At 67.9% G+C, this 25,843-nt stretch carries 26 protein-coding genes and 2 tRNA genes; 21 read left to right on the top strand and 7 right to left on the bottom strand.

Annotated features, from left to right (window positions below):
• Positions 1 to 198 precede the first annotated feature (198 nt).
• From KUL97_RS06150 to KUL97_RS06160, 3 genes are read left to right on the top strand one after another with little or no spacing between them, the layout of a single operon-like run.
• Positions 199 to 1,071 (top strand): HEAT repeat domain-containing protein, encoded by an 873-nt coding sequence (locus KUL97_RS06150; protein WP_217796118.1) that lies wholly within the window; start codon positions 199 to 201, stop codon positions 1,069 to 1,071.
• The gene (locus KUL97_RS06155; RefSeq protein ID WP_368656109.1) at positions 1,068 to 1,745 is read left to right on the top strand and encodes a HEAT repeat domain-containing protein; all 678 of its coding nucleotides are present in this window, start codon (positions 1,068 to 1,070) and stop codon (positions 1,743 to 1,745) included. Before KUL97_RS06150 ends, KUL97_RS06155 begins: the two co-directional genes overlap by 4 nt.
• The gene (locus KUL97_RS06160) at positions 1,738 to 2,226 is read left to right on the top strand and encodes a low molecular weight protein-tyrosine-phosphatase (protein WP_217796119.1); all 489 of its coding nucleotides are present in this window, start codon (positions 1,738 to 1,740) and stop codon (positions 2,224 to 2,226) included. Before KUL97_RS06155 ends, KUL97_RS06160 begins: the two co-directional genes overlap by 8 nt.
• On the opposite strand, the gene KUL97_RS06165 is transcribed toward KUL97_RS06160, so the two are convergent.
• Both KUL97_RS06165 and KUL97_RS06170 read right to left on the bottom strand, forming a co-directional pair.
• Positions 2,223 to 3,779, bottom strand: coding sequence for a bifunctional pantoate--beta-alanine ligase/(d)CMP kinase (locus KUL97_RS06165; protein ID WP_217796120.1), 1,557 nt, complete (start codon positions 3,777 to 3,779; stop codon positions 2,223 to 2,225). The two genes, KUL97_RS06160 and KUL97_RS06165, sit on opposite strands and share 4 nt — an antisense overlap.
• Positions 3,780 to 3,868: 89 nt before the next feature.
• Positions 3,869 to 4,402 (bottom strand): septal ring lytic transglycosylase RlpA family protein, encoded by a 534-nt coding sequence (locus KUL97_RS06170; RefSeq protein WP_217796121.1) that lies wholly within the window; start codon positions 4,400 to 4,402, stop codon positions 3,869 to 3,871.
• A 414-nt stretch (positions 4,403 to 4,816) separates the two neighbouring features.
• On the opposite strand from KUL97_RS06170, the gene purM reads away from it, so the two are divergent.
• Positions 4,817 to 5,851, top strand: a complete 1,035-nt coding sequence (purM, locus tag KUL97_RS06175) for a phosphoribosylformylglycinamidine cyclo-ligase (RefSeq protein ID WP_217796122.1) — start codon at positions 4,817 to 4,819, stop codon at positions 5,849 to 5,851.
• A 173-nt stretch (positions 5,852 to 6,024) separates the two neighbouring features.
• Positions 6,025 to 6,702 (top strand): hypothetical protein, encoded by a 678-nt coding sequence (locus tag KUL97_RS06180; protein WP_217796123.1) that lies wholly within the window; start codon positions 6,025 to 6,027, stop codon positions 6,700 to 6,702.
• On the opposite strand, the gene KUL97_RS06185 is transcribed toward KUL97_RS06180, so the two are convergent.
• Positions 6,703 to 7,683: an aldo/keto reductase gene (locus KUL97_RS06185; protein ID WP_217796124.1), complete on the bottom strand. Its 981-nt coding sequence runs from the start codon at positions 7,681 to 7,683 to the stop codon at positions 6,703 to 6,705.
• Between the two features lie 28 nt (positions 7,684 to 7,711).
• Here KUL97_RS06185 and KUL97_RS06190 point away from each other — a divergent pair, with 28 nt between their 5' ends.
• Both KUL97_RS06190 and KUL97_RS06195 read left to right on the top strand, forming a co-directional pair.
• The gene (locus KUL97_RS06190) at positions 7,712 to 7,903 is read left to right on the top strand and encodes a hypothetical protein (RefSeq protein ID WP_368656110.1); all 192 of its coding nucleotides are present in this window, start codon (positions 7,712 to 7,714) and stop codon (positions 7,901 to 7,903) included.
• A 29-nt stretch (positions 7,904 to 7,932) separates the two neighbouring features.
• Positions 7,933 to 8,415 (top strand): hypothetical protein, encoded by a 483-nt coding sequence (locus tag KUL97_RS06195; RefSeq protein ID WP_217796126.1) that lies wholly within the window; start codon positions 7,933 to 7,935, stop codon positions 8,413 to 8,415.
• 11 nt (positions 8,416 to 8,426) lie between these two features.
• Here the strand turns inward: KUL97_RS06195 and KUL97_RS06200 are convergent.
• Positions 8,427 to 8,497: transfer RNA gene (locus KUL97_RS06200), tRNA-Cys, on the bottom strand.
• A gap of 42 nt (positions 8,498 to 8,539) precedes the next feature.
• Here KUL97_RS06200 and KUL97_RS06205 point away from each other — a divergent pair.
• Positions 8,540 to 9,790, top strand: a complete 1,251-nt coding sequence (locus KUL97_RS06205) for a lipid-A-disaccharide synthase-related protein (RefSeq protein ID WP_217796127.1) — start codon at positions 8,540 to 8,542, stop codon at positions 9,788 to 9,790.
• A gap of 25 nt (positions 9,791 to 9,815) precedes the next feature.
• Positions 9,816 to 10,073: a hypothetical protein gene (locus tag KUL97_RS06210; RefSeq protein WP_217796128.1), complete on the top strand. Its 258-nt coding sequence runs from the start codon at positions 9,816 to 9,818 to the stop codon at positions 10,071 to 10,073.
• 7 nt (positions 10,074 to 10,080) lie between these two features.
• Here KUL97_RS06210 and KUL97_RS06215 read toward each other — a convergent pair whose 3' ends face one another.
• Positions 10,081 to 10,785 (bottom strand): ribonuclease D, encoded by a 705-nt coding sequence (locus KUL97_RS06215; RefSeq protein WP_254896273.1) that lies wholly within the window; start codon positions 10,783 to 10,785, stop codon positions 10,081 to 10,083.
• 107 nt (positions 10,786 to 10,892) lie between these two features.
• Between KUL97_RS06215 and KUL97_RS06220 the strand changes: the two genes are divergently transcribed.
• From KUL97_RS06220 to KUL97_RS06230, 3 genes are read left to right on the top strand one after another with little or no spacing between them, the layout of a single operon-like run.
• Positions 10,893 to 11,366 carry a helix-turn-helix transcriptional regulator gene (locus KUL97_RS06220; protein ID WP_217796130.1) on the top strand — a complete coding sequence of 158 codons (474 nt, stop codon included), beginning with the start codon at positions 10,893 to 10,895 and terminating at the stop codon, positions 11,364 to 11,366.
• Positions 11,284 to 11,838: a cofactor assembly of complex C subunit B gene (locus KUL97_RS06225; RefSeq protein WP_217796131.1), complete on the top strand. Its 555-nt coding sequence runs from the start codon at positions 11,284 to 11,286 to the stop codon at positions 11,836 to 11,838. The genes KUL97_RS06220 and KUL97_RS06225 overlap by 83 nt, the downstream gene beginning before the upstream one ends.
• Before the next feature lie 35 nt (positions 11,839 to 11,873).
• Positions 11,874 to 12,710 (top strand): dehydrogenase, encoded by an 837-nt coding sequence (locus KUL97_RS06230; protein ID WP_217796132.1) that lies wholly within the window; start codon positions 11,874 to 11,876, stop codon positions 12,708 to 12,710.
• Here KUL97_RS06230 and hemF read toward each other — a convergent pair.
• Entirely contained in the window at positions 12,669 to 13,763 is a 1,095-nt protein-coding gene (gene hemF, locus KUL97_RS06235) for an oxygen-dependent coproporphyrinogen oxidase (protein WP_217796133.1), read from the bottom strand. The two genes, KUL97_RS06230 and hemF, sit on opposite strands and share 42 nt — an antisense overlap.
• Before the next feature lie 178 nt (positions 13,764 to 13,941).
• Here hemF and KUL97_RS06240 point away from each other — a divergent pair, with 178 nt between their 5' ends.
• From KUL97_RS06240 to KUL97_RS06275, 8 genes are all read left to right on the top strand, one after another.
• Positions 13,942 to 15,048: an Mrp/NBP35 family ATP-binding protein gene (locus KUL97_RS06240; RefSeq protein ID WP_217796134.1), complete on the top strand. Its 1,107-nt coding sequence runs from the start codon at positions 13,942 to 13,944 to the stop codon at positions 15,046 to 15,048.
• On the top strand, positions 15,045 to 16,331 hold the full coding sequence (rodA, locus tag KUL97_RS06245) for a rod shape-determining protein RodA (protein ID WP_217796135.1): 1,287 nt from the start codon (positions 15,045 to 15,047) through the stop codon (positions 16,329 to 16,331). Before KUL97_RS06240 ends, rodA begins: the two co-directional genes overlap by 4 nt.
• A complete protein-coding gene (locus KUL97_RS06250; protein ID WP_217796136.1) occupies positions 16,328 to 17,704 on the top strand; it encodes a sensor histidine kinase in 1,377 nt (458 codons plus the stop codon). The genes rodA and KUL97_RS06250 overlap by 4 nt, the downstream gene beginning before the upstream one ends.
• Before the next feature lie 122 nt (positions 17,705 to 17,826).
• Positions 17,827 to 18,249, top strand: a complete 423-nt coding sequence (locus KUL97_RS06255) for a photosystem I reaction center subunit II PsaD (protein ID WP_217796137.1) — start codon at positions 17,827 to 17,829, stop codon at positions 18,247 to 18,249.
• 96 nt (positions 18,250 to 18,345) lie between these two features.
• Positions 18,346 to 19,866 carry an anthranilate synthase component I family protein gene (locus KUL97_RS06260; protein WP_217796138.1) on the top strand — a complete coding sequence of 507 codons (1,521 nt, stop codon included), beginning with the start codon at positions 18,346 to 18,348 and terminating at the stop codon, positions 19,864 to 19,866.
• On the top strand, positions 19,863 to 21,020 hold the full coding sequence (gene gshA, locus KUL97_RS06265) for a glutamate--cysteine ligase (protein ID WP_217796139.1): 1,158 nt from the start codon (positions 19,863 to 19,865) through the stop codon (positions 21,018 to 21,020). Before KUL97_RS06260 ends, gshA begins: the two co-directional genes overlap by 4 nt.
• Positions 21,017 to 24,052, top strand: a complete 3,036-nt coding sequence (gene ppc / locus KUL97_RS06270) for a phosphoenolpyruvate carboxylase (protein WP_217796140.1) — start codon at positions 21,017 to 21,019, stop codon at positions 24,050 to 24,052. The genes gshA and ppc overlap by 4 nt, the downstream gene beginning before the upstream one ends.
• A 9-nt stretch (positions 24,053 to 24,061) precedes the next feature.
• Positions 24,062 to 24,529 (top strand): N-acetyltransferase, encoded by a 468-nt coding sequence (locus KUL97_RS06275; RefSeq protein ID WP_217796141.1) that lies wholly within the window; start codon positions 24,062 to 24,064, stop codon positions 24,527 to 24,529.
• 63 nt (positions 24,530 to 24,592) lie between these two features.
• On the opposite strand, the gene KUL97_RS06280 is transcribed toward KUL97_RS06275, so the two are convergent.
• Positions 24,593 to 24,666 (bottom strand) — tRNA-Arg (locus tag KUL97_RS06280).
• A gap of 55 nt (positions 24,667 to 24,721) precedes the next feature.
• Here KUL97_RS06280 and recF point away from each other — a divergent pair.
• A complete protein-coding gene (gene recF / locus KUL97_RS06285) occupies positions 24,722 to 25,831 on the top strand; it encodes a DNA replication/repair protein RecF (protein ID WP_217796201.1) in 1,110 nt (369 codons plus the stop codon).
• Positions 25,832 to 25,843 lie beyond the last annotated feature (12 nt).

The following is a 25,843-nucleotide window of genomic DNA, read 5'->3' on the forward strand; positions in this document are numbered from 1 at the left end:
ACCACGGCATCAGCGGCGACGCCGGCGTGATCGCCAACAACTACATCGACTACGCGATCGCCGCTCTGGTCTGATTTTCAGATCGAAGCGCAACCGCGAGTTGCCCCGAGCCCCCCGCAACGGGGGCTTTTTTTGTTGCATCCGTGCGCCGTGGGGCCGGCGGCGATGGCAGCATCAGCAGCGCCATCGTTTTGGGCCATGGCCGCCGGCGACGCCGACCCATCGATCCCGGGCAACGGAGATCCGATCAGTGAAGAGGAGGCGCTGCGCCGCCTGCGCCTCACCGACGACCCCTCCGCGCAGTACTACGCGGCCTGGTGGCTGGGCCGGAACCGCAGCAGCCATCCCGATGCGGTGCCCCTGCTGCAGGAGGCGTTGCGCCAGCGCCGCCCCCGTGACCCCGGCGCGGGGGTGGAAGAAAACGCCGTTGCGCGCAACGCGGCCCGGGCCCTCGGCAAGCTCGGCCTCCCGGCCCAGGCGGCGATTCCCGATCTGCTGGCCACCCTCGAGGACGACGATCACGGCCTGCGCGAAGCAGCGGCCCGCGCCCTCGGTGACCTGCGCGCTCAAGCGGCGGTGGACCCCCTGCGCCGGCGTTTGGCCAGTGGCCCGGCGGTGGCCGGAGCCCAGCAACCCGGCACCCCCCGCTTGCAGGAACCCTGTGAAGCCCTCCTGGAAGCCCTCGGGGAGATCGGTGTGGCGGAGCCGCCGGTGTTGGCGGTGATCGAACCGTTTGTGGCCCATGAGCGGCCGTTGATCCGTAGCGCCGCCTGCCGGGCCCTGCTCCAGCTCACCCAGGAGCGCCGCTGGGGTGAGCAGCTGGTGCAACTCCTGCAACATCAACAGCTGCAGGTGCGGCGCGCAGCTCTGATGGATCTGGGGGCGGCTGGTTGGCGGGAGGCTCTTGAACCCATTGCTGCCACCCTGGCGGAGAACAGCCTCAAGTTGATTGCCCTGCGGGGTTTGGTGGAGCAAGGCGGTGGTTGGGCCGCTGCCGGCGGCCCATCGCCCAGGGCTGTGCCCGATGCAGCCACCGTGGCTGTACTCGATGCGATGGATGCCTTGCTGTGAGCCTGTCTGTTGTGACCCCATCGGATGTAACGGCCCTGGTGGCGGCCGTGCAGAGCGCCGACAGTGCTCTGGGCCTGCTGCAGGCCACGCAAGCCCTGGCGGCCTCAGCGCACCCGGACGGCGCCGCCTGCCTGGTGGAGGTGCTCGGCTTCAACAATCCAGGCGCCGCCGTGGCGGCCGTGGATGGCCTGATCGCCATCGGCGTGCCCGCGGTTGACACGATCCTCACCAACATCGACGGCTACAACTACGGCGCTCGTGCCTGGGCCGTGCGTGCCCTGGCTGGCATTGGTGACGTGCGGGGCCTGGAGGTGCTCGAGGATGCCCTCGGCAAGGACATCGGCCCCAGCGTGCGCCGCGCTGCTGCGCGGGGACTGGGCCAACTGCGCCTCGATGATTTGGCGCTCCCGCAGCGCCGTGCCGTGGCTGAGCGCTGCCTGCAGGCGCTGGTGGAGGGCTGCCGCGATGGCGAGTGGGTGGTGCGTTACGCCGTGGTGGTGGGGCTGGAATCGCTGGCGCCCGCCGTGCATCCCGCGCTGGCGGAGGGGCCTGCTGCCCAGCAGCGACTGCATGAGGCCCTGATCGGTTTGTGCCGCAACGCCACAGAGGAGGCGCCTGTGGTGCAGCTCAGAGCCGCGCTGGCCCTGCAGCGCCTGGGGGTGAGCCATGGCTGAGCAGCGCATCTTGTTTGTGTGCCTCGGCAACATCTGCCGTTCACCGGCCGCCGAGGGGGTGTTTCTGCACCTGATCGCCAGCGAAGGCCTGGAGGATCGCTTTGTGGTGGATAGCGCCGGCACCGGTGGCTGGCACGTGGGCAACCCCGCTGATCGGCGCATGCGCGCCGCCGCCGAGCGCCGCGGCATTCACCTGCCCAGCCGCGCTCGCCAGATCGAGCTGGCGGATTTCAGGGCGTTTGATCGCATCCTCACCATGGATGACGACAACCTGCGCAACGTGCGCTCCCTGGCCCGTGAACTCGGGGATCGGCCCGGTCTGGCGCGGATCGAGCCGATGACCAGCCACTGCCGCCAGCACCGGGCCAGCGAGGTGCCCGATCCTTACTACGGGGGCGAGCAGGGCTTCGAGCATGTGCTCGATCTGCTGGAAGATGCCTGCGGGGGCTTGCTGGAGAGCCTGTTGCGCGAGCAGCGCTAGGCCACCGGCTCCGGCCAGGCGTCGTGGGGCACCCGCTGGCGGAACAGCTGAACCAGCTGCTCGATCACCGCATCAATGCTCAGGCCATCGGTGATCAGCTCCAGTGCATCGTCGGCCTGGGTGAGCGGCGCCACCTCCCGGGTGGAATCGAGGTGGTCGCGTTCGGCGATCTGGGCTTCGAGCTCCGCCAGGGCCGGTACGGCGAAGCCGCGCTGCTCCAGATCGAGGGCGCGGCGGCGGGCTCGTTCGGCCACGGTGGCGGTGAGGAACACCTTCAGTTCGGCATCGGGGAACACGGCGGTGCCGATGTCGCGTCCTTCGGCCACCAGGCCGCCCCGCTCCCCCATGGCTTGCTGCTGGCGGGTGAGCGCTTCGCGCACGCAGCCATGGGCCGCCACCACCGACACCTGGGCAGTCACCTCCGGTGATCGGATGGCCTCGGTCACGTCGTGACCGTTCACGCTCACGCGCTGGCTGCCGGCGGCTGCGGTGCTCAACTGCAGATCGAGGCCGTCTAGCAGCGGTGCCACGGCGGCCGCATCGCTGACGTCCGCGCCGCTTTGCTGCACCAGCCAAGTCACCGCCCGGTACATGGCGCCGGTATCGAGATAGATCAGCCCAAGCCGCTCGGCAAAGGCGCGGGTCACGGTGCTTTTGCCGGCTCCGGCAGGGCCATCGATGGCAACAATCGCGGCTCGGCTCATCAGAAACACGTGGTCGATTAGGCGGCTGGGGCCGCAGTGGGCGGCGGCGGCCAGCAGGGTGAGGCCCGTGAGCGTGCTGCGGGGCTGCAGGCTGCGGGGGCACACCGCTTCTACATAGTCGAGCACCAGGCCGGCCTGCTCGAGCTGTTGCCGCACCTGCTTCAGTTTGGGGGCGAGCGCACTGCCAGGGGGCATGGCGTCGGCGGCAGCAGCCCGCAGGGCCAGGGGCAACGCGCTGGCCTGCTGGCGCTGCTCCGGGCTGAGGTAGCTGTTGCGCGAGCTCAGGGCCAGGCCGTCGGGCTCCCGCAGGGTGGGGCAGCCCACCACCTGCACCGGCAGCCCCAGATCGGCAGCCACACGCTGCAGGATCACCAGCTGTTGCCAGTCTTTCTCGCCAAGGAGCAGCTGATCCGGCCGGATCAGCCCCAAGAGGCGGCCCACCACCGTGGCGACGCCATCGAAGTGGCCGGGGCGATGGCGGCCGCACAGGCCCGCCTGCAGGGATTGCGGTGGCTGGATGCGGGTGAGCTCAGCCTCACCGGCGGGATAGAGCTCCTCCACACTCGGGGCGAACAGCGCATCGGCGCCAGCGGCTTCGGCCAGCTCGGCATCGCGCTCGAGCTGGCGGGGGTAGCGGCCGAAGTCTTCGTTGGCTCCGAACTGCAGCGGGTTGACAAACACGCTCACCAGCACCAGCGGCTGCCGGCCCGCCTGCGGGCGCCCAGCCCGGGCGATCAGGCTCTGGTGCCCTGCATGCAGGGCGCCCATGGTGGGCACGAAATGGATCGGTGCCGCACCGATGCTGCGGCGCCAGGCCTCCAGATCGGTGCAGCGGCGCAGCAGGCGCACGGGCTCTTGCGGCTGAAAGCGACCCTACCGGGCCAGCAAAAAGCCCACCGGCGTGGGGCCAGTGGGCTGAAGGAATGCCGGGGAAGCGTTCAGGGCTGGAGCACTTCCAGCTTCACGTTGGCGATGCCGCTGGAGATCAACCCCAGGCTGTTGGCGGCGCCATGGGCCAGGTCGATCACGCGGTTGCCATGGAAGGGGCCGCGGTCGTTGATGCGCACGATGGCGCTGCGGCCGTTGCCGAGGTTGGTCACCCGCACCTTCGTGCCGAACGGCAGGGTGCGGTGGGCCGCGGTGAGGGTGCCGGGGCGAAACACTTCACCATTGGCAGTGCGGTTTCCAAAGAAGCCGGGTCCATACCAGCTGGCCTGGCCCTGACTCACCGACTTCACCCGTGGCTGCTGTGGGGGTGTCGCGATCGGGAGTGTGGGTGCGGCGGGTTTGATCGGAAGCTCGTCTGAAGGCTCGGCCGACTCGAGGCTGGGCTCCACGCTGCGGATAGCCAGGTCGATGGAGGGGCTGCCAGCTTCAGCAGCAACGCGGCCGGTGGTGGCGAAGGCCGGGGGCAGACCAGTGCTGCCGGAGAGCAACAGGGCCGAACCACCAAGGAGACAGAGGCGACGCATAACAAGCGAAACTCGCCGCGATCAACGCAGCAGCCACGAAGAAGGGATGTGGCCCATCAACCTCGGAGCAATTCGGATTAGGCATCGCAGCAATTGCAAGCCTTTTCTGAACTGAAGGGATGACGGAGTTCCTATCGGCAATTAACGACGCAGCAAAGTTACTGGTCGTTCTCGGATGATTTGGTCTGCAATCGCACAGCTTGGATTGATCAGCATTTGCGATCAAATCTCGAACTAACGGCCATCGCAGGGATCTGCGGGGTTGACAAGAGGGTGGATGGATCACGGCCGCTGATTACCTCGATAAGCGGGGCTGATCGAAGTGCGTGCCAATTGGGCGGCCGGCTGCGGAATTGGCGTTCGCGGCGGCCCCTTGGCGGGGCAGGATCGAAGAACCCGTGAGTGGTTGCAGGGATGGACTACCGCACAGCCGGCGTTGATGTGGAGGCGGGGCGCGCGTTCGTCGAGCGCATTCGCTCGAGTGTTGAGTCCACGCGCCGGCCTGAGGTGTTGGGCGGCTTGGGTGGTTTCGGTGGCCTCTGTCGCCTGCCCCAGGGCATGCGCAAGCCGCTGTTGGTGTCAGGCACCGACGGTGTGGGCACCAAGTTGGAGCTGGCTCAGGCCCATGGCCGTCACCACGGTGTGGGCATTGATCTGGTGGCGATGTGCGTCAACGACGTGATCACCAGTGGAGCCCAGCCCCTGTTCTTCCTCGACTACATCGCCACTGGCAAGCTCACCCCCGAGGCGATGGCCCAGGTGGTGGAAGGCATTGCCGATGGTTGCCGCCAGAGCGGTTGTGCCCTGCTGGGGGGTGAAACCGCTGAGATGCCTGGCTTCTATGGCCCTGGTCGCTACGACCTGGCGGGCTTCTGTGTGGCTGTGGTGGAAGAAGACGAGCTGATCGACCCGGCGCGGGTGCAGGCCGGCGATCGCATCGTGGCGGTGGCCAGCAGCGGCGTGCACAGCAATGGCTTCAGCCTGGTGCGCCGCATCCTGGAGATGCGCGGGGTCACGCCCGACACCTGCCTGAGCCCCGGCGGTCCGGCTGTGCTCGATGCGCTTCTGGCGCCCACTGTGTTGTACGCCTCGCTGGTGCAGGCCCTGCTGGCGGATGGCGTGGAGCTGCACGGCATGGCCCACATCACCGGTGGCGGTCTGCCGGAAAACCTGCCGCGCTCCTTGCCTGCCGGTCTGCATGCCCGCCTTGATGCCGGTAGCTGGGAGCGTCCGGCCCTGTTCCGTTGGTTGCAGGAGAACGGGGAGGTGCCGGAGGCCGACCTCTGGAACACCTTCAATCTTGGTGTGGGCTTCTGTTTGGTGCTGCCCGAGTCGGCCGTGGAGGGGGCCCTGCAGGTTTGCCTGCGCCAGGGCCATCAGGCCTGGGTGCTGGGCCAGGTGGAGCCTGGTTCAGCTGGATCGGCGCCCCTGGCTGGATTGCCGTACTGATTCAGGGGCTCCAGCTGCCAAATTGCATCAGCCTGGCGTTTGCACCAGGTGAAGTGGCTTCAGCCCATTAGGGTCTGGGCACTACGGCGCGGTTTCGATTTTTGGCCGCGCCGGGCCTGATTGTTCGGCAACGCAGAACTCAGTGCATAGGTTTTGTTCTTCATAGGTTTGAGATGTCGTTAAACGGCTCGCTTTTAAACGCTTCAACCCGGATCACCCGCCGCCGCAGCTCTGCAGGCCCGATCCCGCCTAATCGCCCGCTCCGCCCGCGCGACGCCTACCCCAGCCGCAGCAGCGTGCGGCCCACCTTCCTCACCTTGCGCGACCACGGCAAGGTGTTCGTGGCGGATCTGCCCCGCCTCTCCGATGGCCAGCTGGCTCATGTGGGTAAGGAAGCCCGAGAAGTGCTCGAGAGCATCAGCCGCCGCCTCGAGGAGCTGGATCAGCAGCTGCAGCTCTCCCCTCAGGAGCAGGAAACCCGCATCCGCGCCGCCACCAAGCGCGACGTCACCGAGCGCTTCATTCGCGCTGTGGAAGAAGAGCAGGAGCAGCGCCGCACCAACCCCGCTCTGAAGGCGGCAGCTGGTGAATCCCTGGCCCGGGCCTTTTTGGAGATCGCCCGCCACCGCTTGCCCGGCGCCACTTTCGACTCCCTGCTACAGGAAGCGCTCACCGCCTGCGATGAGGGCCCAGCTTCGGCGGACGAGCCCGCCGCTCCGGCCCCGCTGGAAGCGCCTCGCCCCCGCTTGGTGTCGTTGAGCCGGCCGGCTGAGGCGGCGGAAGCCCCGGAGCGCGAGCGCATGCCCGTGGTGCTCACCCCGGACCCCTCGCCCCAAATGGGCCAGGCCTGATCAGGCGCTCTGGAAGGGATTGGCTGGCATCCGCGGGGCATCTGCCGCCAACGCCACTTGATCGAGGCTGCGGCGCTCCTCGCTGCTGAGCTCCCAGCTGAGCGCTGCGGCGGTGGCCTCCACCTGTGCAACGCTGCGTAGCCCTGGGATCGGCATGGCGCCGTGGGCGCGGCACCAGTTGAGGGCTACGGCGGCCAGGCCGCCGGGCCGGCCTGCGCTGATCTCCTGCAGGCGCTGCCGCAGCGGCTGCATCTGCGGCTCAAGCCGCAGGAACAGACTGCGGCGCGTACCGGTGAGTGGCCGGCTCGCGGCTGGTTCCCTGCGGCTCAGCAATCCCAGGGCCAGGGGGCTGTAGGCGATCAGCTCAATCTCGAGCTCACGGCATACCTCGGCCACGCCACCCGGCTGGATCGGTTGCGGTGCCAGCAGTGAGAGTTGCACCTGCAGACTGCGTAGGGGCACGCCCTGGTCCGCCAGGCGCCGGTGCAGCAGGCGCAGCCGCTTGGGCCCCACATTGGAGATGCCGAGGCTTTCCACGGCCCCGTTGCGCACCAGCTCGGCCAGGCCATCGAGCAAGGGCCCTTCCTGCCAGGGGGCATAGCGGGCCGTACTCCAGTGCAACTGCACCCGTTTCATTTGGCCCTGCAGCCGTTCCTGGGAGGCGGCGAAGGCGCGGCGGTAGCCCTGGCGGCCCAGGCGCCAGGGGAAGGGGGCCAGCTTGGTGGCAATGCACAGCTGGCGGCGCTGCTCGGCCGGCGCGGCCAGGGCGAAGCGCCCCAGCAGCGCTTCGCTGCGCCCGTTCAGCCGGCCTGTGCCATAGGAATCAGCCGTGTCGAAAAAGAGGAGCCCCCGCTCCAGGCAGCGTTGGAAGGTGGCGGCCAAAGCGTCGTCGTCGCGCTTGGGGTCGTAGCCCCACAGGAATTGGTTGCCCCAGGCCCAGGTTCCCACCCCAATCCCGGGTTGTCCGCTGCCGCTTGCCATGATCGAGCCAGTCGGGGCCATCTCTGCGGTGAATTCTCTGCCCAGTTCTGCCGCGGCCGCGGGCGCTGCTCAGCTCGCCACCGGTGCGGCTGATGCCCCGCAGTCCGGCGAGGTTGCGCCCCACGCGGTGGCCGATCCAGTGCTTTGCGGTCATTGCGGCCGCACCGCCAGCAATGGACTGGTGTGCATTGGCGCCTGTGTGGCCGATTCCGGCTACTGATGCGGCCAAGAGTCTTCCGCTGCACCGCCTTGGCGGTCGCCGCATTGCTGGCCAGTCCGGCGGGCCCAGCACCGGCGGCCGATGCCTTTGGGCGTTGGCGCACCCGGCCCAACAGCTGTGTGGTGGAGCACGGGGCGGCCCCCAGGCTGCGCTGCCAGGAATTGCAGTTGGATCAGCGCAGCCCTGAGGTGCTGCGCCTCAGCGTGCAAGCCGAGGCCAAGGAGCCCGGTGTACTGATCCGGTTGACGCTGGTGGGTGCGCTGGCGGAAGGCAGCGAGCCCATGGCCTGCCGCAACGGCAGTTGTTCGCTGAAACGCGGGCTCAGCATCAGCTTGGTGAGCTTCAGCCTGGCCCGTTTCGATGGGCGTGGATTGGTCCAGGGCCTGCCGCGCACCTGGTCGGCCCAGGGGAGTTGTCAGATCGACCCCAGCGAACTGCGCTGCGAAGCCCTGAATGTCGCCCTCGCGGAGGCTGGTGAGCCGCCATGGACGATCTCAGCGCAACTGCGCTGAGGTGTAACGAGAGGCGGCACCCAGATTCGAACTGGGGGTAAAGGATTTGCAATCCTCTGCCTTACCACTTGGCCATGCCGCCGGGCGGGAGCAAACTCCCAGGGCGGATCGTATCAGTCACGGGATGCCCGGCCGTTTGCTGGTGCTGAGCAACGGCCATGGGGAAGACCTCATCGCGTTGCGGGTGCTCCAGGCCCTTCACCGCCGCCGGCCGGAGCTGGAGATCGCGGTGATGCCCTTGGTGGGAGAGGGCGGCGCCTTCGCTGCCGCGGAGGCTGCCGGGGTGCTCCGCCGGGTGGGCCCGCGCCGCCACCTGCCCAGTGGCGGCTTTAGCAACCAGAGCCTGCGGGGCCTGGTGGCTGATCTCTGGGCTGGCGTGCTCGCGCTGAGCTGGCGCCAATGGCGCCTGGTGCGCCGCTGGGGGCGCCGCGGTGAACCTGTGCTGGCTGTGGGGGATCTGCTGCCGCTGCTGCTCGCCTGGGGCAGCGGGGCTCCCTACGGCTTCATCGGCACCCCTAAGAGCGACTACACCTGGGCCAGTGGTCCGGGCTCTGCGGGGCTGGCGGCCCTGTATCACCGCTGCAAGGGCAGCGAGTGGGACCCCTGGGAATGGGCGCTGATGGCGGCGCGGCGCTGCCGTCTGGTCGCGATGCGTGACGCCCTCACCGCCCGCGGCCTGCGGCGGCATGGCGTGCGGGCCCTGGCGCCCGGCAACCCGATGATGGATGGTCTGCGGGCTGAACCCCTCCCGGCAGAGCTCAGCAGCTATCGCCGCCTGCTGCTCCTGGGGGGAAGCCGCATGCCCGAGGCCCTGGGCAATCTGCGCCGGTTGCTGGAGGCCTTGGCGTTGCTTGAAAACCCCGATCCCCTGTTGGTGTTAGCCCCCTGCGGCTCCAGGCCGGCCCCAGGTGACTGGGCGCCGCTGCTGGGCGGCCTGGGCTTCGAGCCGGCGGCTGCACCACCGCAGTTGCATGCGGCAGCGGCCTGGCGGCGTGGACGTGTGCTGCTGGTGGTGGGCCCTGGGCGATTCGCGGCCTGGGCCGGCTGCGCTGAGCTGGGCTTGGCGGCGGCGGGCACGGCCACCGAGCAGCTGGTGGGCCTGGGGGTGCCGGCCCTGTCGCTGCCGGGGCCCGGCCCCCAGTTCAAGGTGGGGTTTGCCCAGCGCCAGAGCCGCCTGCTTGGGGGCTCGGTGGCGGTGTGCCGTACGCCGGAGGTGTTGGCCAGGCGCCTGGAGCTGTTGCTGCACGATCCGCAGCGGCGGGATGCCCTGGGGCGGATCGGCCGGCGCCGCATGGGAGCCGCCGGCGGTAGTGAAGCGTTGGCGCGGCTGCTGGAGCAGCGCCTGCTCGAGCCGGTTGCAGGTCAGGCGGGATGATGGCGCTACGCCTTCAGCAGCCCGCATGGCAGCGCCCCAGGACAAGGACTACGTGATTGCCTGCGGAAAGCTGGCCAGCGCTTTGAGCATCAGCATTGCCGCCGCCCGCCGCAAGGTGGATCTGGTGGCGGCCCGTGAGGATGTGCGTGACAACGCCGGGCGCCTGCTCATCGCGCAGCGGCTGCTGGTGGAGAGCGAAGGCGTAGGCCAGGAATCCAGGCAGTTGCTCGACGTGCTCCTGGAAGCGGTGAAGGAAGAGGAGAACTACCTGGGCGACGACTGAGCCCGGCTCAGCTGCGGTGCTCAAAGATGGCGCCGAAGCGGCCGCGATCGAGCTCGGCGATCACTGGGATGCACTGGAAGCTGCGCTGCGCCAGATCCAGGCGTTCTTCGCGCTCGAGCATCTGGATCAGTCGCTCGCGGGCCGGCAGCAGATAGCGCACATCGTTGGCGGCATAGGCCAGCTGCGCCTCGCTGAGTTCTTCCACCCGCCCCCAGTCGCTGCTCTGGGCACCCTTGTCGAGCTCCACGCCGCAGAGCTCATTCACCAGCTCCTTGAGGCCATGGCGGTTGGTGTAGGTGCGCGCCAGGCGGCTGGCCACCTTGGTGCAGAACAGAGGCTGCACGGCGATGCCGAGGCCTTCGCCCAGGGCTGCCACATCGAAGCGGGCGAAGTGGAACACCTTCACGATGGCCGGGTGCTCCATCAGTTGTTTGAGCAGCGGGGCTTCGCTCTGGCCCCGCAGGATGCGGATGCAGCACACGTTGTCCTGGTCGTCGCTGATCTGCACCAGGCAGAGGCGATCGCGGCCATGCACCAGGCCCATCGCTTCGGTGTCCACCGCTAGGGCGCTGGAGCGGCCCAGGAGCTCATGCCATTCCGGTGTGAGATCGCCATCGAGCACGGCGAAGCGGGCCGGGCTGGAGCCGGCGGCCGGTGCAGCGGGACCGCTGGATTGGGAGCTGGTCAAGGTGAGGGCGGGAGCTGGAGCCATCGTCGCGGACCGCCGGCCGCGCACCGGCAAAACCCAAGATCATCTTTCGCTCTTGAAAATCGAAATGAGACTGCGCTAGCAGGTGGGTGTGCCGCTGGGTTGTTGTGATGCGATCCCCCTGCTCCCCGGGGCTTTCGGGTCTTGGAGCGATTCGAGCCTTTTTTGAGCAGCCGCCCATTCAGCATCTGGGTCTCGAGCTGGCTGTCTGCTGGATTCTCGAGTGCTTGCTCGAGCACGACAGCTACCCCACCGCGCTGATGCACGACCTGTGCGATGCGCACCCGAAGCTGCGGTTGTCGGAAACGGTGCTGCAGCAGTCGATCCATTTCCTCGATCACGAGGGGGCGATCAGCACCTACAGCCAGCGCTGCCCCAGTCGAGGTCGGCCTCGGCGGATGCTGCACCTGCTGGATGAGCACCGCGCCGCCGCCCAGGAGCTGATGACGCCGTGGCGGCACTGGCTTGAGGAGAATGAAGCGCATCTGCACGGCGGCGCGCATGCCCCCAGCCCTGGGTTCCACCCTGCTGCTCACCCTGCTCCTGGCTGTCGGCCTGGTGTTCTTCCTGCGGGCCGCCAGTAAAGACCGCACCACCGTGGTGGAGGTGCGCTCGTCCCGTCCACCCCTCGAAGTGCTGCCGGTGATGGCCGACTGGCTCAAGCAGCGCGGTTGGCTCGAGCAGGAGAGCAATCCTGAGCGGCGTCTGCTGCGCTTCCGCGGCCAGGTGCAGGCCAGCGGCGGCTTGGCGGTGTTGCTGTCGCTGCTGGGTGGCGTGGGGGCCGGCTGCCTGGGGCTGGTGCTACGTCAGCTGATGCCGCCGTTGCAGTGGTGGCCGCTGCTCTTGATCGGCTTGGGGCCCCTCGCCGGGGTGCTGTATCGCCGCCGCGCCGCCCGCGCTGAAGTGGTGGAGCTGCGCCTGATCAGCCACGACCAGGCCACCGGCAGTGCCCTGCGCCTCCGTGCCCACCGCGATGAGCTGATTGCGCTGGAGCAGGAATTGGGGCCCCAGCTGGGGCTGTTCAGCGATGGGAATCTGCTGAGCTCCCCGATCTGAGCCAGAGTGATCAGCTGACATCGCCGCCGTCACGCATGGCCTGCCCGACTGGCCTTCGCCGCAGTGTGTTGTTGGCAGGGTTGCTTCTGGGCACCCTGGGCCTGGCGGCAGCGGCCGAGGCCCCCGCACCCCGCAGTGGCGGCACGGATCCGCTCACCGGCGTGCGCAGCCGCCTCCAGCGTGATTGGGTCGGGCGCCGCGCCGTCGGGCGTGAGGTGGAGATTCTGGTGATGGCCGGCCATGCGGATTCCCAGGGCATTCCCGGTGCCGGAACCTCCGGTGCTGCGGTGGATCTGGCCGGTGCCCGGCCCATGCAGCCCGGCATCCGCGACGAGCTCTATTGGAATCTCGAGGTGGCCCGGCGGGTGGTGGAGCTGGGCCGGCAGCGCGGGCTCAACATCCGCTTCTACGACCCGCAAGTGCGCACGATCCACAACGGCGACGACCCCCGCACCAATTGGAGTGTGGGCAAGGCCCATGCCGCCGCCGGGGGCTATGCCCTCGAGATTCACTTCGACGCCTACGGCCCGGATGGGGTGGGATCCGGTGTGATCCCGGCGCTGCATCGCCCCCACAGCAGCCTTGACGAAAGCCTGGCCCAGGCATTCGGCGGCTACCCACGCCAGTTCCGCGGCGGCCTCGGCGGCCCCCGCCGCGGCATCACGATCCTGGAAATCGGCAAGCTCGAGGCCCCGCTGGAGCCGGCGCTGCGCAATCCAGCCAGCCGCGAGCAGGCCCTCGCTGCGATCACTGCACGGGTGGTGAATGCCCTGGAGTTGGGGGTGGGCGGCGTGGCTGAACCCACCGCCGCCGCCGCTCCAACGCCTGCTTCAGTTCACAGCCCCGTGGGGCTGGCAACGGCCGATCAATGAGGCGTCGCCCAGCCAGTTCTGGGGCTTGGTGAACAGCTCGGTGAGCAGCGCTTCGCGGCTGCCGGCCTCGGGCTGATAGCCGTATTCCCAGCGCACCAGCGGCGGCAGCGACATCAGGATCGATTCGGTGCGGCCGTTGGTTTGCAGACCAAAGATGGTGCCGCGGTCGAACACGAGGTTGAACTCCACATAGCGGCCGCGGCGGTAGAGCTGGAACTGGCGTTCACGCTCGCCGTAGGGGGTGTGCTGCCGCTTTTCAGCGATCGGCACATAGCTCGGCAGGAAGGCGTTGCCGCAGGCGCTGGCCAGAGCGAACAGCTGCTCCCAGCTTTGGGGTTGGGCGCCCACCCGCTGGCCGGCCGCGGCGGCGGGACCGGCGGGGTTCTGGCCTTTGTAGAGCACGCCGCGGGGGTCTTGGTAGTCGTAGAAGATGCCGCCCACGCCGCGGGTTTCATCGCGGTGCTTCAGATAGAAGTATTCGTCGCACCAGGGTTTGAAAACCTCATAAAACGAGGGGTTCACGCAGTCGCAGGCGCTTTTGAGGGTGCTGTGGAAATGCTTGGCGTCGTCGAGGAAGGGGTAGTAAGGGGTGAGGTCGGCGCCGCCGCCGAACCACCACACCGGGCCCGCCTCGAAATAGCGGTAGTTGAGGTGAACGGTGGGGATGTAGGGGTTGCGCGGGTGCAGCACCATCGAGGTGCCGGTGGCGAACCAGCGATGGCCCTTGGCCTCCGGGCGCTGGTTCAGGATCGATGGGGGCAGTTCGCTGCCCTCCACCTCCGAGAAGTTCACACCGCCCTGCTCAAACACGCGGCCGCCCTTCATCACGCGCGAGCGTCCGCCGCCGCCCTCAGGCCGCACCCAGCTTTCTTCGGCAAAGCGGCCGGTGCCGTCGAGTTGCTCGAGGCCGGAGCAGATCGAATCCTGCAGGCCCATCAGCAGCGCCTTGGCCCGCTCCCGCGAATCCGCTGGCGGTGCCTCCAGCGCCGGGGCAGCCGCGGCAGGGGTGCTGCCCAGCTTGGCTTTGGCTCGCGACAGCAGGCCCTTCAACATTCAGTGCAACCCCAGCGGGGCTCCGGCAAACCGCCTCACCTTTTCAGCTCAACCAGCCGGCGCACAAGCTTTCGAGAGAGTTCGTGATCACGATGGCGGGATGCCGTTGGCCGGGCGTTGCTGGCCGCTAAGGCTTCTGGCCATCGCTTCTAGGATCCGGGTTCTTTCCTCCCGCCCGATGGCCAGCGCTGATCAGGCCTTAGCCCAGGCCCTCGCCGCCCTCGAGCCCCTCACCGATGCCGGCAGCGGTCGCAGCCTGCTGGAGCTGCAGTGGATTCAGCAGGTGCGCGTGCAGAACAACCGGGTGGTGTTCCGCTTGGCTCTGCCCGGCTATGCCAATGCCCAGCGCGAGCGCATCGCGGCTGATGCCCGCGGTGCCCTGCTGCAGGTGGGCGGTATCGAGGATGTGCAGATTGAGCTGGCACCTCCGCCGGCTCCGGCGGCCGCCCATCAGCAGGCGCCGATCGGTGCGGCCGGCCATGGCGGCGGCGGCCCTGAGAAGCAGTCGATCCCAGGCGTGAAGCAGGTGATTGCCGTGAGCAGCGGCAAAGGCGGTGTGGGCAAGAGCACCGTGGCCGTGAACCTCGCCTGTGCCCTGGCGGCCTCCGGCCTGAAGGTGGGCCTGCTCGATGCGGATATCTACGGCCCCAATGCCCCCACGATGCTCGGGGTGGCGGATCAAACGCCCGAGGTGCAGGGCAGCGGCAACACCCAGATCCTCACGCCGCTGGAGAGCTGCGGCATCGCCATGGTGTCGATGGGGCTGTTGATCGATGCCCATCAGCCGGTGATCTGGCGTGGGCCGATGCTCAACGGCATCATTCGCCAGTTCCTGTATCAGGTGGAGTGGGGTGAGCGCGACGTGCTCGTGGTGGATCTGCCCCCGGGAACCGGCGACGCCCAGCTCAGCCTCGCCCAGGCGGTGCCCATGGCGGGCGTGATCATCGTGACCACGCCGCAGATGGTGTCGCTGCAGGATGCACGCCGTGGCTTGGCGATGTTCCAGCAGCTTGGGGTGCCGGTGCTGGGGGTGGTGGAAAACATGACCGCCTTCATCCCGCCCGATGCGCCTGAGAAGCGCTACGAGCTGTTCGGCTCCGGTGGCGGCGCTCAGTTGGCTCAGGAGAGCGGGGTGCCGCTGCTGGCGCAGTTGCCGATGGAGCTGGCGGTGGTGCAGGGCGGAGATGGCGGCCGCCCGGCGGTGCTCAGTGCACCCGAATCGGCTACAGCCCAGGCTTTTCGTGATCTGGCAGCACGCCTGCTGCCACTGGCGGCCCCCGCATGACCCTGCTGGGGCTCTGGGGCCGGCGCCGCAGCGCCCTGTTCGCCGCCGGTGGCTCCCGCCGTCGCCGCTGGGTGGATCGCGTCGACAAGCTGCTGTGGTGGATTCCCCTGGCGATGATCTTCGTGTCGGGGATCCTGATCGCCAGCACCCAGCGCCAGGCGGATTACGCCGATTGGTATCAGCACTGGGTGACGGCGGCAGTGGGGTTGGTAATTGCCCTGGGCCTGGCGCGGGTGCCCGTGGAGAGCATCACCCGCTGGCCCTGGGTGATCTATGGCGTCACCGTGGCCAGCTTGGTTGCGGTGCGGGTGGTGGGGGTGAGTGCCCTCGGCGCCCAGAGCTGGATCAACATCGCCGGCTTCAATGTCCAGCCCTCGGAATTCGCCAAGATCGGCGCGATCCTGCTGCTGGCGCGCGTGCTCTCACGCCATCCGGTGGAGCGCCCGGTGGATCTGGTGCGCCCGGTGGCGATCATCAGCTTCCCCTGGCTGCTGGTGCTGGTGCAGCCCGATCTGGGCACCTCACTGGTGTTCGGTGCATTGCTGTTGGTGATGATGTTCTGGTCGGGGATGCCCGGCAGCTGGGTGGTGCTCTTTCTCTCCCCGGTGATCACCGCGATCGTGGCCGGGGTGTTCCCCTGGTTGCTGCTGGCCTGGATTCCGGCGATGGGGCTCGTGGCTTGGAAGAGTCTTCCTTGGAAGCGGGTTGGGCTTTCGCTCGTGCTGGCGGTGCAAGGGGTGTTTGCGGTGGCCACCCCCTGGCTGTGGAACAACTTCCTGCAGCCCCACCAGCGCGACCGCCTCACGCTCTTCCTCGATCCCAACAAAGACCCCCTCGGCGGCGGCTATCACCTGTTGCAAAGCACCGTGGGCATCGGATCCGGTGGTGTGTTCGGCACTGGGCTGTTGCAGGGTCATCTCACCCTGTTGCGCTTCATCCCGGAGCAGCACACCGATTTCATCTTCAGCGCCCTGGGTGAGGAGCTCGGCTTTGTGGGCTCGGTGCTGGCGGTGCTCGGGTTTGTGTTCTGGATCTGGCGCCTGCTGCAGATCGCCGGCAAAGCCCGTACGGATGTGGAGTCGCTGGTGGTGGTCGGCGTGGGGGCGATGGTGATGTTTCAGGTGGTGGTGAACATCAACATGACCATTGGCCTCGGTCCGATCACCGGCATCCCCCTGCCCTGGTTGAGCTACGGCCGCTCGGCGATGTTGGTGAACTTCATCGCCCTGGGCCTGTGTGCCTCGGCGGCTCGCCGCGGCGCCCAGAGGCTGCCCCGCTGGTGAGCGCCTCAGGGCCCGCGAGTTTGGAGCAGCTGCGGCAGCGGCTGGCGGAGGGGGTGCCGCCCGGTTGCAGCGACGACGACAGCGTGCGCCGCCAGTGGTGGGCGGCCCTCGCCACCTTGCAAGAGGATTTTTTGCTGCCCCTTGGGGCGCAGCAGGGGGTGTGGCTCGCGGCACCATTGCCGGCCTTGCACGAGCCGGATCTGTTGCAGCAGTTGCAGGGTTGGGTGTGGGCGCCGGCGGAGCTGGGTGATTTGCTGCAGGCCGGCTCTCCCCTGTTGCCGCCTGGGCTCAGCAGTGCACCGGCCCGAGCGGCGGGCGGCTTCCAGCGCCAGCCGCTCCTGGAGGCCGATGGCACGGATCCGCTGCTGCTGGTGCTCACCCCGCGCCTGCAGGTAGCCATGGCGCTCCTGGGCGAGAGCGGCCAGCGGCGGCTGGTGGTGCGCTTTGACCCGCCCACGCTCTCAGCGGCCCTGAGCCTGCTGGATGAGCGCTTGCAGCACACCGATCCCCAGCAGGGGCAGCGGCTGCGCCAGGCGATTCAGGCGCTGGGGCCGTTACAGAGCGATGAGCAGCTGGCCCAGCGCTTCTGGCCGCGGCTGGCGGAACGGCTGGCGGCCATGGCCCCAAGCCTCACCCTCCAGCCTCTCGTGCACCGCAGCAGCACCACTGATGCCAGCGCCAGCACGGGCCCGAGCAGTGAGCTGGCGCTGCTGGAGGCCCTTACCCATGAGGTGCGCACACCGCTGGCCACGATCCGCACCCTGATCCGCTCGCTGCTGCGCCGCAGCGATTTGCCGGCTCTGGTGCGCCAGCGTTTGCAGCAGATCGATGGTGAATGCAGCGAACAGATCGATCGCTTTGGCCTGATCTTTCTGGCGGCGGAGCTGCAGCGCCAGCCGGGCAGCGCTGAGCCCCCGCAAGCGCTGGCCCGCACCGATCTGGCCCGGCTGCTGGAGCAGCTGGAGCCGGTGTGGCGTCAGCAGTTGCTGCGCCGCAGCCTTGCGATCGAATTGAGCTGCAGCCCGGAGTTGCCGCCCGTGCTCAGCGATCCGGCGCGGCTTGAAACCGTGCTCGGCGGCCTGGTGGATCGCTTTAGCCGCGGGCTACCTGCCGGGGCGGTAGTGCGCCTGAGCCTGCAGCCCGCCGGCGCCCGTTTGAAGCTGCGCTTCAGCGCCAGCGAGGCGGTGCTCGTGGAGCTGGCTGAGCCGGCGGCCGCGGAGCGGGTGGGGCCGGTGTTGAGCTGGAATCCGGGCACCGGCAGCCTGCAGCTCAGCCGTCAGGCCACCCAGCGGTTGTTCCATAGCCTCGGGGGGCGGTTGGCGGAGCGGGCCGGCAACGATCTCACTGTGTTTTTCCCGGTGGCACAGGCCTGAACCCGAGCGGTTTGTTGACGGGTGTGAAGACCCCGCAGCGCCGGGCTGTTGGCCCCAAAACACGGTGCTAGCTTCCGGTCGAAACGGTCTGCGGTCCGCCGACTCCCCTCTCCGGAACAGCCATGGCATTGAGCGGTCAACTCCCGAAGTACATCGGCAGCACGGGCGGTCTGCTCAACGCCGCTGAAACCGAAGAGAAGTACGCCATCACCTGGACCAGCAGCAAGGTTCAGGCGTTCGAGCTCCCCACCGGTGGTGCCGCCCACATGAACGAGGGCGAAAACATCATGTATTTCGCTCGTAAGGAACAGTGCCTGGCCCTGGGCACCCAGCTGCGCACCAAGTTCAAGCCCCGCATCGAGGACTACAAGATCTACCGGATCTTCCCCGGCGGCGACACTGAATTCCTGCACCCCAAAGATGGTGTGTTCCCCGAGAAGGTGAACGAGGGCCGTCCGATGGTGGGTCACAACGCTCGCCGCATCGGTCAGAACGGCAACCCCGCCAGCATCAAGTTCACCGGCAAGAACACCTTCGATTCCTGAGGCTGGCTCAGCCCGCCCCAGCGTCCTGCGGCGGGGCGATCAACCTCTATAAAGGCGGGGCCAGGCGCCCCGTTTTTTTTGCCTGCACGCCCCGTGATGCCTTCTCCCGACCGCGCCACTGTTCTGGCCCAGGCTGAGGCGGGCAGCAGCTTTATTCCGATCTGGCGCACCTGGCCGGCGGATCTGGAAACACCGCTCACCACCTGGCTGAAGGTGGGTGCCGGCAGCGACCACGGCGTGCTGCTGGAGAGCGTGGAGGGCGGTGAGCGCATCGGCCGCTGGAGCTTTGTGGTGAGCGATCCGCTCTGGACCCTCACCGTGCGCGGCGATCAGGCGGAGCAGTGCTGGCGTGATGGCCGCGGCCATACCCTCCAGGGCAATCCCTTTGATCTGCTGCGCGAGGCGCTGCAGCCTTACACCCCCTCCACCATTCCCGGGCTGCCGCCGGTGGGGCAGTTGTTTGGCTTCTGGGGCTATGAGCTGATCCGCTGGATCGAGCCCAGCGTGCCCGTGCATCCCACCAACCCCGCAGGCCCTCCGGATGGTTGCTGGATGTTGGCCGACAGCCTGTTGGTGTTCGATCAGGTGAAGCGGCAGATCACGGCCGTGGCCTATGTGGATTGCAGCGCTGGCGCTGATCCGGCCGCCGCGTACGACGCGGCCATGCAACGCCTCGACGGCCTGGAGCAGCGCATGCATGCGCCCCTGCCGCCCGGTCTCACGCCCCTGGACTGGCGCGAGTCGCCCACGGCGGAGCTGCCCACCACCAGCAACCGCACCCGGGAGGATTTTGAGGCGGCGGTGCTCAGCGCCAAGGAGCACATTGCCGCTGGAGATGTGTTCCAGCTGGTGATCAGCCAGCGGCTGGAAACCGAGGTGCAGCGCGAGCCCTTCGAGCTCTATCGCAGCCTGCGGATGGTGAACCCATCTCCCTATATGGCGTTCTTCAACTTCGGCGGCTGGCACCTGATCGGCTCCAGCCCCGAGGTGATGGTGAAGGCTGAGCCCATGGCCGATGGCAGCGGCCGGGTGAAGGCTTCCCTGCGGCCGATTGCCGGCACCCGCCCCCGCGGTGTGGATGAGGCGGAAGACCAGGTCCTGGAAGCGGATCTGCTGGCCGACCCCAAGGAGCGGGCGGAGCACGTGATGCTGGTGGATCTGGGCCGCAACGACCTCGGCCGCGTCTGCCAGCCCGGCAGCGTGAGTGTGAGTGAACTGATGGTGATCGAGCGCTACTCCCATGTGATGCACATCGTGAGTGAAGTGGAAGGGCTGCTGGATCCCTCTCGCGACGTGTGGGATCTGCTGATGGCCTCCTTCCCGGCGGGCACGGTGAGCGGCGCCCCCAAGATCCGCGCCATGCAGCTGATTCATGCCCTGGAGCACGATGCGCGCGGGCCCTATTCCGGCGTCTACGGCGCCATGGATCTCAGCGGTGCCCTCAACACCGCCATCACCATCCGCACGATGGTGGTGCTGCCGGCCCAGAACGGGGGCTGGCGGGTGCAGGTGCAGGCGGGCGCCGGGCTGGTGGCGGATTCGGTGCCGGCATCGGAGTTTCAAGAAACCCTCAACAAGGCCCGCGGCATGCTCAAAGCTCTGGCCTGCCTGGCATGAGCTACCCCCTGTTGCTCAAGGGCTTCGAGGTGGAGCTCTACACCGGCCGCGCCGACGGCACGGTGGTGGGTTGCTCAGCCGAGGCGGCTGAGGCCTTGGAGGGGTTTGTGACCGAACCCGATTGCCGCAATCTCGAATACACCACACCGCCGGAGGCCGGCTACGCCGCCCAGCTGGAGCTGCTGCTGGAGCCGCGCCGGCGCCTGCGCTGCTGGTTGGCCGATCGGGAGCTCACGCTGCTGCCCGGCAGCACCCTGAGCACGGGCGATAGCCGCCGCTTCGAGCGCTCCGATCCAGCCAACCCGTATCACGCCTACATCGAGGCCACCTACGGCACCCGGGTGGTGACGGCCAGCGTGCACATCAACCTGGGCCTCACCGAGATGGAGGCCCTGTTTGCCGCCTGCCGACTGGTGCGCTGTGAGGCGGCGCTGCTGCTGGCCCTCAGTGCCAGTTCACCATTCCTCGATGGGGTCGCCACCGGCGCCCATTCCCAGCGGTGGCTGCAGTTCCCGCTCACCCCAGAGCAGGTGCCGCTGTTTGAGAGCCATCAGCACTACGTGCGCTGGGTGGAGGAGCAGCTGCAGCTGGGCACCATGCAAAACGTGCGCCATCTCTGGACGTCCGTTCGCCCCAATGGCGATAACCGGCCCCACGATCTCAACCGGCTGGAGATCCGCATCTGCGATCTGATCGCCGATCCGCTCCAGCTTCTGGCTATCACGGCCTTCGCCGAGCTGCGCATTCAGCAGTTGCTGCGTGATCCCCAGGCTCACGACCCACTGCACGCCAGCGCCCTGAGCCTCGAGCAGCTGGCTGAGCTGGCCGATGCCAATGATCGGGCTGCGGCCCGCAGCAGCCTCGATGCAGAGCTGCGGCATTGGCGCCATGGGGAACCGCTGCTGGCCCGCCAGTGGTTGGCTACGGAGCTGCAGGCGTTGGCCCCCCTGGCCCAGCAGCTGGAGCTGGAGCGCTGGCTGGCGCCCTTGCACAGCCTGCTTCAGGATGGAAACCAGGCGCAGCAGTGGCTCTCAGCTCATGCCGCTGGTGCGGCCGTGGCGCCCTTAATCGCGGCTGGCGCTGCCGCGATGGCCCAGCGGGAAGGCGAGCTCACGGCCGTGCTTGCGACAGACGGCGCAGCCGCTTTGGGATGATCATGGCCAACGTCTCTGCCTCGCACAGTTCCATGGGGCTCACCCTCACCGCCAACGAAGCCTCTGCTGTCGCGGTTGAGCCCCGGGTCACGCGTCTGCTCGATGAGCGCCTCGAGCTGGTGGAAGACCTTTGGCAGACGGTGCTGCGTAGTGAATGTCCGGCGCAGCAGGCGGAGCGGCTGCTGCGCATGAAGGAGTTGAGCTGTGAGGTGGATGGGGTGCCCGGCGACGCCTCCAGCTCAGAAGCCGCCGAGCGCTCCACCGCCGAAATCATCGAACTGATCCGCGCTATGGATCTGGCGGAGGCCATTGCCGCCGCCCGAGCGTTTTCGCTCTATTTCCAGCTGGTGAACATCCTCGAGCAACACATCGAGGAAGACAGCTACCTGGCGAGCCTGCGGGCCCACCACCCTGAGGATCTCAATGATCCCTTTGTGCCGCCCCTCGCCAGCCAGAGCGAGCCAGCCACCTTCCGCGAGTTGTTCACGCGCCTGCGGGCCCTGGGGGTTCCTCCTGCCCAGATCGAACAGCTGCTGGTGGAGCTCGACATCCGCCTGGTGTTCACAGCCCACCCCACCGAGATCGTGCGCCACACGGTGCGCCACAAGCAGCGGCGGGTGGCCACGCTGATTCAGCAGCTGCAGCAAAGCCAGCCCACCAACCTCAACGATCATCAGAATCTGCGCCTGCAGCTTGAGGAGGAAATCCGGCTGTGGTGGCGCACCGATGAGCTGCATCAGTTCAAGCCATCGGTGCTGGATGAAGTGGATTACGCCCTCCACTACTTCCAACAGGTGCTCTTCGGCGCCATGCCGCAGCTCCGGCAGCGCATCCGGAATGCCCTCACCGCCACCTACCCCGATGTGGCGCCCCCCAGCGATGCCTTCTGCACCTTCGGCTCCTGGGTGGGCTCCGATCGCGATGGAAACCCCTCGGTGACGCCTGACATCACCTGGCGCACCGCTTGCTACCAGCGCCAGCTGATGCTCGAGCGCTACGTGGCGGCTGTGGGTGATCTGCGCGATCAGCTCAGCATCTCGATGCAGTGGAGCCAGGTGAGCGCACCGCTGCTCGAATCGCTGGAGATGGACCGGCTGCGCTTCCCCGAGATTTACGAGGAGCGCGCCGCCCGCTACCGGCTCGAGCCCTACCGCCTGAAGCTCAGCTATGTGCTTGAGCGGCTGCGGCTCACCCATCAACGCAACCAGCAGCTGGCCAGCGCCGGCTGGGAAGCTCCCGGTGAAACCCGTCCGCCGCTGCCGGAATTCGGCCAGGGCGTGCTGGCGGCAGCACCGGCGCCGGAGCTCCACTACGCCACGGTGACTGAATTCCGCACCGATCTGGAGCTGATCAACGACAGCCTTCAGGGCACCGGCCTCACGTGTGAGCCCCTGGAAAACCTGATCGCCCAGGTGCATACCTTTGCTTTCTGCCTGGCCAGCCTCGATATCCGCCAGGAGAGCACCCGCCACAGCGATGCTCTTGATGAGCTCAGCCGCTACCTGCAGCTGCCGGTGCCCTACGGCGAGATGGAGGAGGCGCAGCGGGTGGAGTGGTTGCTCACCGAACTGCAGACCCGCCGGCCGCTGATCCCGCCGGCGGTGCAGTGGAGCCCGGCCACCGCCGAAACCTTCGACGTGCTGCGGGTGGTGCATCGCCTCCAGCAGGAATTCGGCAGCCGCATCTGCCGCACCTATGTGATCTCGATGAGTCACACGGTGTCGGATCTGCTGGAGGTGTTGCTGCTGGCTAAAGAGGCCGGCCTGGTGGATCCGATGGCCCAGCGCTCCGATCTGCTGGTGGTGCCGTTGTTTGAAACGGTGGAAGACCTCAAGGCTGCTCCGGCGGTGATGGAGCGGCTGTTCAGCGAACCCTTCTACCGGCAGCTGATTGCCAGCACCAGCCCCACCGGCAAGCCGCTGCAGGAGCTGATGCTCGGCTATTCCGACAGCAACAAGGATTCCGGCTTCCTCTCCAGCAACTGGGAGATCCATCAAGCCCAGATAGCGCTGCAGCAGCTGGCCACCCGCCACAGCGTGGCCTTGCGCATCTTCCACGGCCGCGGCGGCTCCGTGGGCCGGGGCGGGGGTCCGGCTTATCAGGCGATCCTGGCCCAGCCCAGCGGCACCCTCAACGGCCGTATCAAGATCACCGAGCAGGGGGAAGTGCTCGCCTCCAAATACTCCCTGCCCGAGCTGGCGCTCTACAACCTCGAAACCGTGTCGACGGCGGTGATTCAGAACAGCCTGATCACCAGCCATGTGGATGAAACCCCCGACTGGAACGAGCTGATGGCCCGGCTGGCGGCCTCCTCTCGCAGCCATTACCGCGCCCTGGTGCACGAGAACCCTGATCTGGTGGCCTTCTTCCAGCAGGTCACCCCGATCGAGGAGATCAGCAAGCTGCAGATCTCCAGCCGCCCGGCCCGCCGCAAGAGCGGCGCCAAAGACCTCTCCAGCCTGCGGGCGATCCCCTGGGTGTTTGGTTGGACCCAGAGCCGTTTCCTGCTGCCCAGTTGGTTTGGCGTGGGCGCCGCCCTGCAGGAGGAGCTCGACAGCGACCCCGGGCAGCTGGAGCTGTTCCAGCAGCTGTATCAGCGCTGGCCCTTCTTCCGGATGTTGATCTCCAAGGTGGAGATGACTCTCTCCAAGGTGGATTTGGATCTGGCCCATCACTACGTGCGCTCCCTGGGGCGGCCGGAGCTGCGGGAGGCCTTCGAGCAGATCTTTGGCGTGATCGCCAAGGAATTTGCGCTCACCCGCGATCTGGTGCTGGCGATCACCGGCCATCAGCGGTTGCTGGACGGAGACCCGGCCCTGCAGCTCTCGGTGGAGCTGCGCAACCGCACGATCATTCCCCTGGGCTATCTGCAGGTGGCGCTGCTGCGGCGCCTGCGCGATCAGAACCGCCAACCCCCCATGAGTGAAGCCGCCGCCAGCGACGACGGCCGCACCTACAGCCGCAGCGAGCTGCTGCGGGGTGCCCTGCTCACCATCAATGGCATCGCCGCCGGCATGCGCAACACCGGTTGAGGACGCGCGGTGCTCGACTCCCTGTTGATCCCCTTCCGGTCGCAGCCTCAGGCTCCGGCGCTACCACCGGGCTACAGCCTCTCCAGTGAGTTGCCGCCCCTGGCGGAGGAGCTCAATGCCCTGCTCGTGGCCTGTGGGGATCCCAGCCGCCCCCTCCCTCGCTTGGAGGCGGCGCTGCAGCGCAGCACCTGGCAGCTGAGCGTGCGTGATGCCTCCGGTGCGCTGGTGGGCTTTGTGCGCGTCACCAGCGACCTGGCCCTCAACGCCAACCTCTGGGATCTCAGTGCCCATCCCGGCGATGCTCAGCAGGAGCAGCTGATGACCGTGTTGGTGTACACCGCTCTGAGCCGGCTGCGGCGGGAGCTGCCGGGCTGCAGCATTTCGGTGGCGGCGGCGCCGATGGCCCAGGAGGCCCTCAAACGCCACGGCTTTGTGGTAGATCCCGGCGGCATCCGCGCCATGGGGCTCAGCCTCTGAGCAGGCACAAAAAAAACCCCGCCGGAGCAGGGCTGAGTGGTGAGTGGGCTACTCCGAACCTCACGAGCATGGAGGGACTCGAACCCCCGACACTCAGAACCGGAATCTGATGCTCTATCCAACTGAGCTACATGCCCTCGCGGGAGCAGCACCTCACGGGCTTTACCTTAGCCGTCAGAGCGCCCCAGACCCATTCGGCTGCATCGCCTGGAGCTGCGCCAGTTCCGCAACTACAGCGGCCTGAGCCTCGCCTTCGAGGCGCCGCGGTTGCTGGTGATCGGCCGCAATGGCGAGGGCAAATCCAACCTGCTTGAAGCGGTGGAGCTGCTCGGCAGCCTGCGCTCCCATCGCTGCAGCAGCGATCGTGATCTGATCCGTCAGGGAGAGCGCCAGGCGTTGATCAGCGCCAGCTGTGAAGGTGGTGATCTGCTGGAGCTTGAGCTGCGCCGCCAGGGGGGGCGGCAGGCGCGGCGCAACGGCAAGGTGCTCGAGCGCCAGCATGAGCTGATCGGTCCATTGCGCTGCGTGGGGTTCAGTGCCCTCGACCTGGAGCTCGTGCGGGGGGAGCCGGCCTTGCGGCGCCAGTGGCTCGATCGGGTGGTGCTGCAGCTGGAGCCGGTGTATGCCGAACTGCTCAGCCGCTATGGCCGCCTGTTGCGCCAGCGCTCGCAGCTGCTGCGCCGCGGTTTGGGGGCGGGGATGCAACCGGAGTTGCTGGAGGCCTTCGATCAGCAGATGGCCCTGATCGGCACCCGCCTGCATCGCCGCCGCCTACGGGCGCTGCGGCGGCTGCAGCCACTGGCGGCTGCCTGGCAGGAGCGCCTCAGCGGTGGCCGCGAGCAGCTGCAGCTGCGTTATCAGCCAGGCAGCCAGCTCGACGGGGAGGAGGCGGAGGGCCCGTGGCGCGATGCACTGCTGGAGCAACTGCGGCAGCAGCGGCCCGAGGAGCTGCGGCTGGGCCAGTGCAGTGTGGGGCCCCATCGCGATGAAGTGGCCCTGGAGCTGGGGGAGCAGCCGGCCCGCCGCTATGGATCAGCGGGGCAGCAGCGCACCCTGGTGCTGGCCCTGAAGCTGGCGGAGCTGGAGCTGGTGCACCAGCTCTGGGGCGAGCCGCCCCTGCTGCTGCTCGACGACGTGTTGGCGGAGCTGGATCCGGGCCGGCAGCAGCTGTTGCTGGAGGCTGTGGGAGAGGGCCATCAGTGCCTGGTGAGCGCTACGCACCTGGGGGCGTTCAGCGGCGGCTGGCACCAGCGTTCTCAAGTGGTGACCGTTGAGGCTGGGTCGCTGCAGCCTGGCCAGTAAGGTGATTTGCTG

It is taken from the genome of Synechococcus sp. HK05, assembly GCF_019104765.1.
Taxonomy (GTDB): domain Bacteria; phylum Cyanobacteriota; class Cyanobacteriia; order PCC-6307; family Cyanobiaceae; genus Vulcanococcus.

What these genes read in the sequence shown, in the direction of transcription:
- KUL97_RS06170 (WP_217796121.1), bottom strand. Translation starts at nt 4,402, where the DNA reads ATGCGTCGCCTCTGTCTCCTTGGTGGTTCGGCCCTGTTGCTCTCCGGC.
- KUL97_RS06160 (WP_217796119.1), top strand. Translation starts at nt 1,738, where the DNA reads ATGGCTGAGCAGCGCATCTTGTTTGTGTGCCTCGGCAACATCTGCCGT.
- KUL97_RS06260 (WP_217796138.1), top strand. Translation starts at nt 18,346, where the DNA reads ATGCCTTCTCCCGACCGCGCCACTGTTCTGGCCCAGGCTGAGGCGGGC.
- hemF (WP_217796133.1), bottom strand. Translation starts at nt 13,763, where the DNA reads ATGTTGAAGGGCCTGCTGTCGCGAGCCAAAGCCAAGCTGGGCAGCACC.
- KUL97_RS06205 (WP_217796127.1), top strand. Translation starts at nt 8,540, where the DNA reads ATGCCCGGCCGTTTGCTGGTGCTGAGCAACGGCCATGGGGAAGACCTC.
- KUL97_RS06215 (WP_254896273.1), bottom strand. Translation starts at nt 10,785, where the DNA reads ATGGCTCCAGCTCCCGCCCTCACCTTGACCAGCTCCCAATCCAGCGGT.
- KUL97_RS06225 (WP_217796131.1), top strand. Translation starts at nt 11,284, where the DNA reads ATGCCCCCAGCCCTGGGTTCCACCCTGCTGCTCACCCTGCTCCTGGCT.
- KUL97_RS06240 (WP_217796134.1), top strand. Translation starts at nt 13,942, where the DNA reads ATGGCCAGCGCTGATCAGGCCTTAGCCCAGGCCCTCGCCGCCCTCGAG.
- KUL97_RS06220 (WP_217796130.1), top strand. Translation starts at nt 10,893, where the DNA reads ATGCGATCCCCCTGCTCCCCGGGGCTTTCGGGTCTTGGAGCGATTCGA.
- KUL97_RS06255 (WP_217796137.1), top strand. Translation starts at nt 17,827, where the DNA reads ATGGCATTGAGCGGTCAACTCCCGAAGTACATCGGCAGCACGGGCGGT.
- purM (WP_217796122.1), top strand. Translation starts at nt 4,817, where the DNA reads ATGGACTACCGCACAGCCGGCGTTGATGTGGAGGCGGGGCGCGCGTTC.
- KUL97_RS06230 (WP_217796132.1), top strand. Translation starts at nt 11,874, where the DNA reads ATGGCCTGCCCGACTGGCCTTCGCCGCAGTGTGTTGTTGGCAGGGTTG.
- KUL97_RS06180 (WP_217796123.1), top strand. Translation starts at nt 6,025, where the DNA reads ATGTCGTTAAACGGCTCGCTTTTAAACGCTTCAACCCGGATCACCCGC.
- KUL97_RS06185 (WP_217796124.1), bottom strand. Translation starts at nt 7,683, where the DNA reads ATGGCAAGCGGCAGCGGACAACCCGGGATTGGGGTGGGAACCTGGGCC.
- rodA (WP_217796135.1), top strand. Translation starts at nt 15,045, where the DNA reads ATGACCCTGCTGGGGCTCTGGGGCCGGCGCCGCAGCGCCCTGTTCGCC.
- KUL97_RS06150 (WP_217796118.1), top strand. Translation starts at nt 199, where the DNA reads ATGGCCGCCGGCGACGCCGACCCATCGATCCCGGGCAACGGAGATCCG.
- ppc (WP_217796140.1), top strand. Translation starts at nt 21,017, where the DNA reads ATGATCATGGCCAACGTCTCTGCCTCGCACAGTTCCATGGGGCTCACC.
- gshA (WP_217796139.1), top strand. Translation starts at nt 19,863, where the DNA reads ATGAGCTACCCCCTGTTGCTCAAGGGCTTCGAGGTGGAGCTCTACACC.
- KUL97_RS06210 (WP_217796128.1), top strand. Translation starts at nt 9,816, where the DNA reads ATGGCAGCGCCCCAGGACAAGGACTACGTGATTGCCTGCGGAAAGCTG.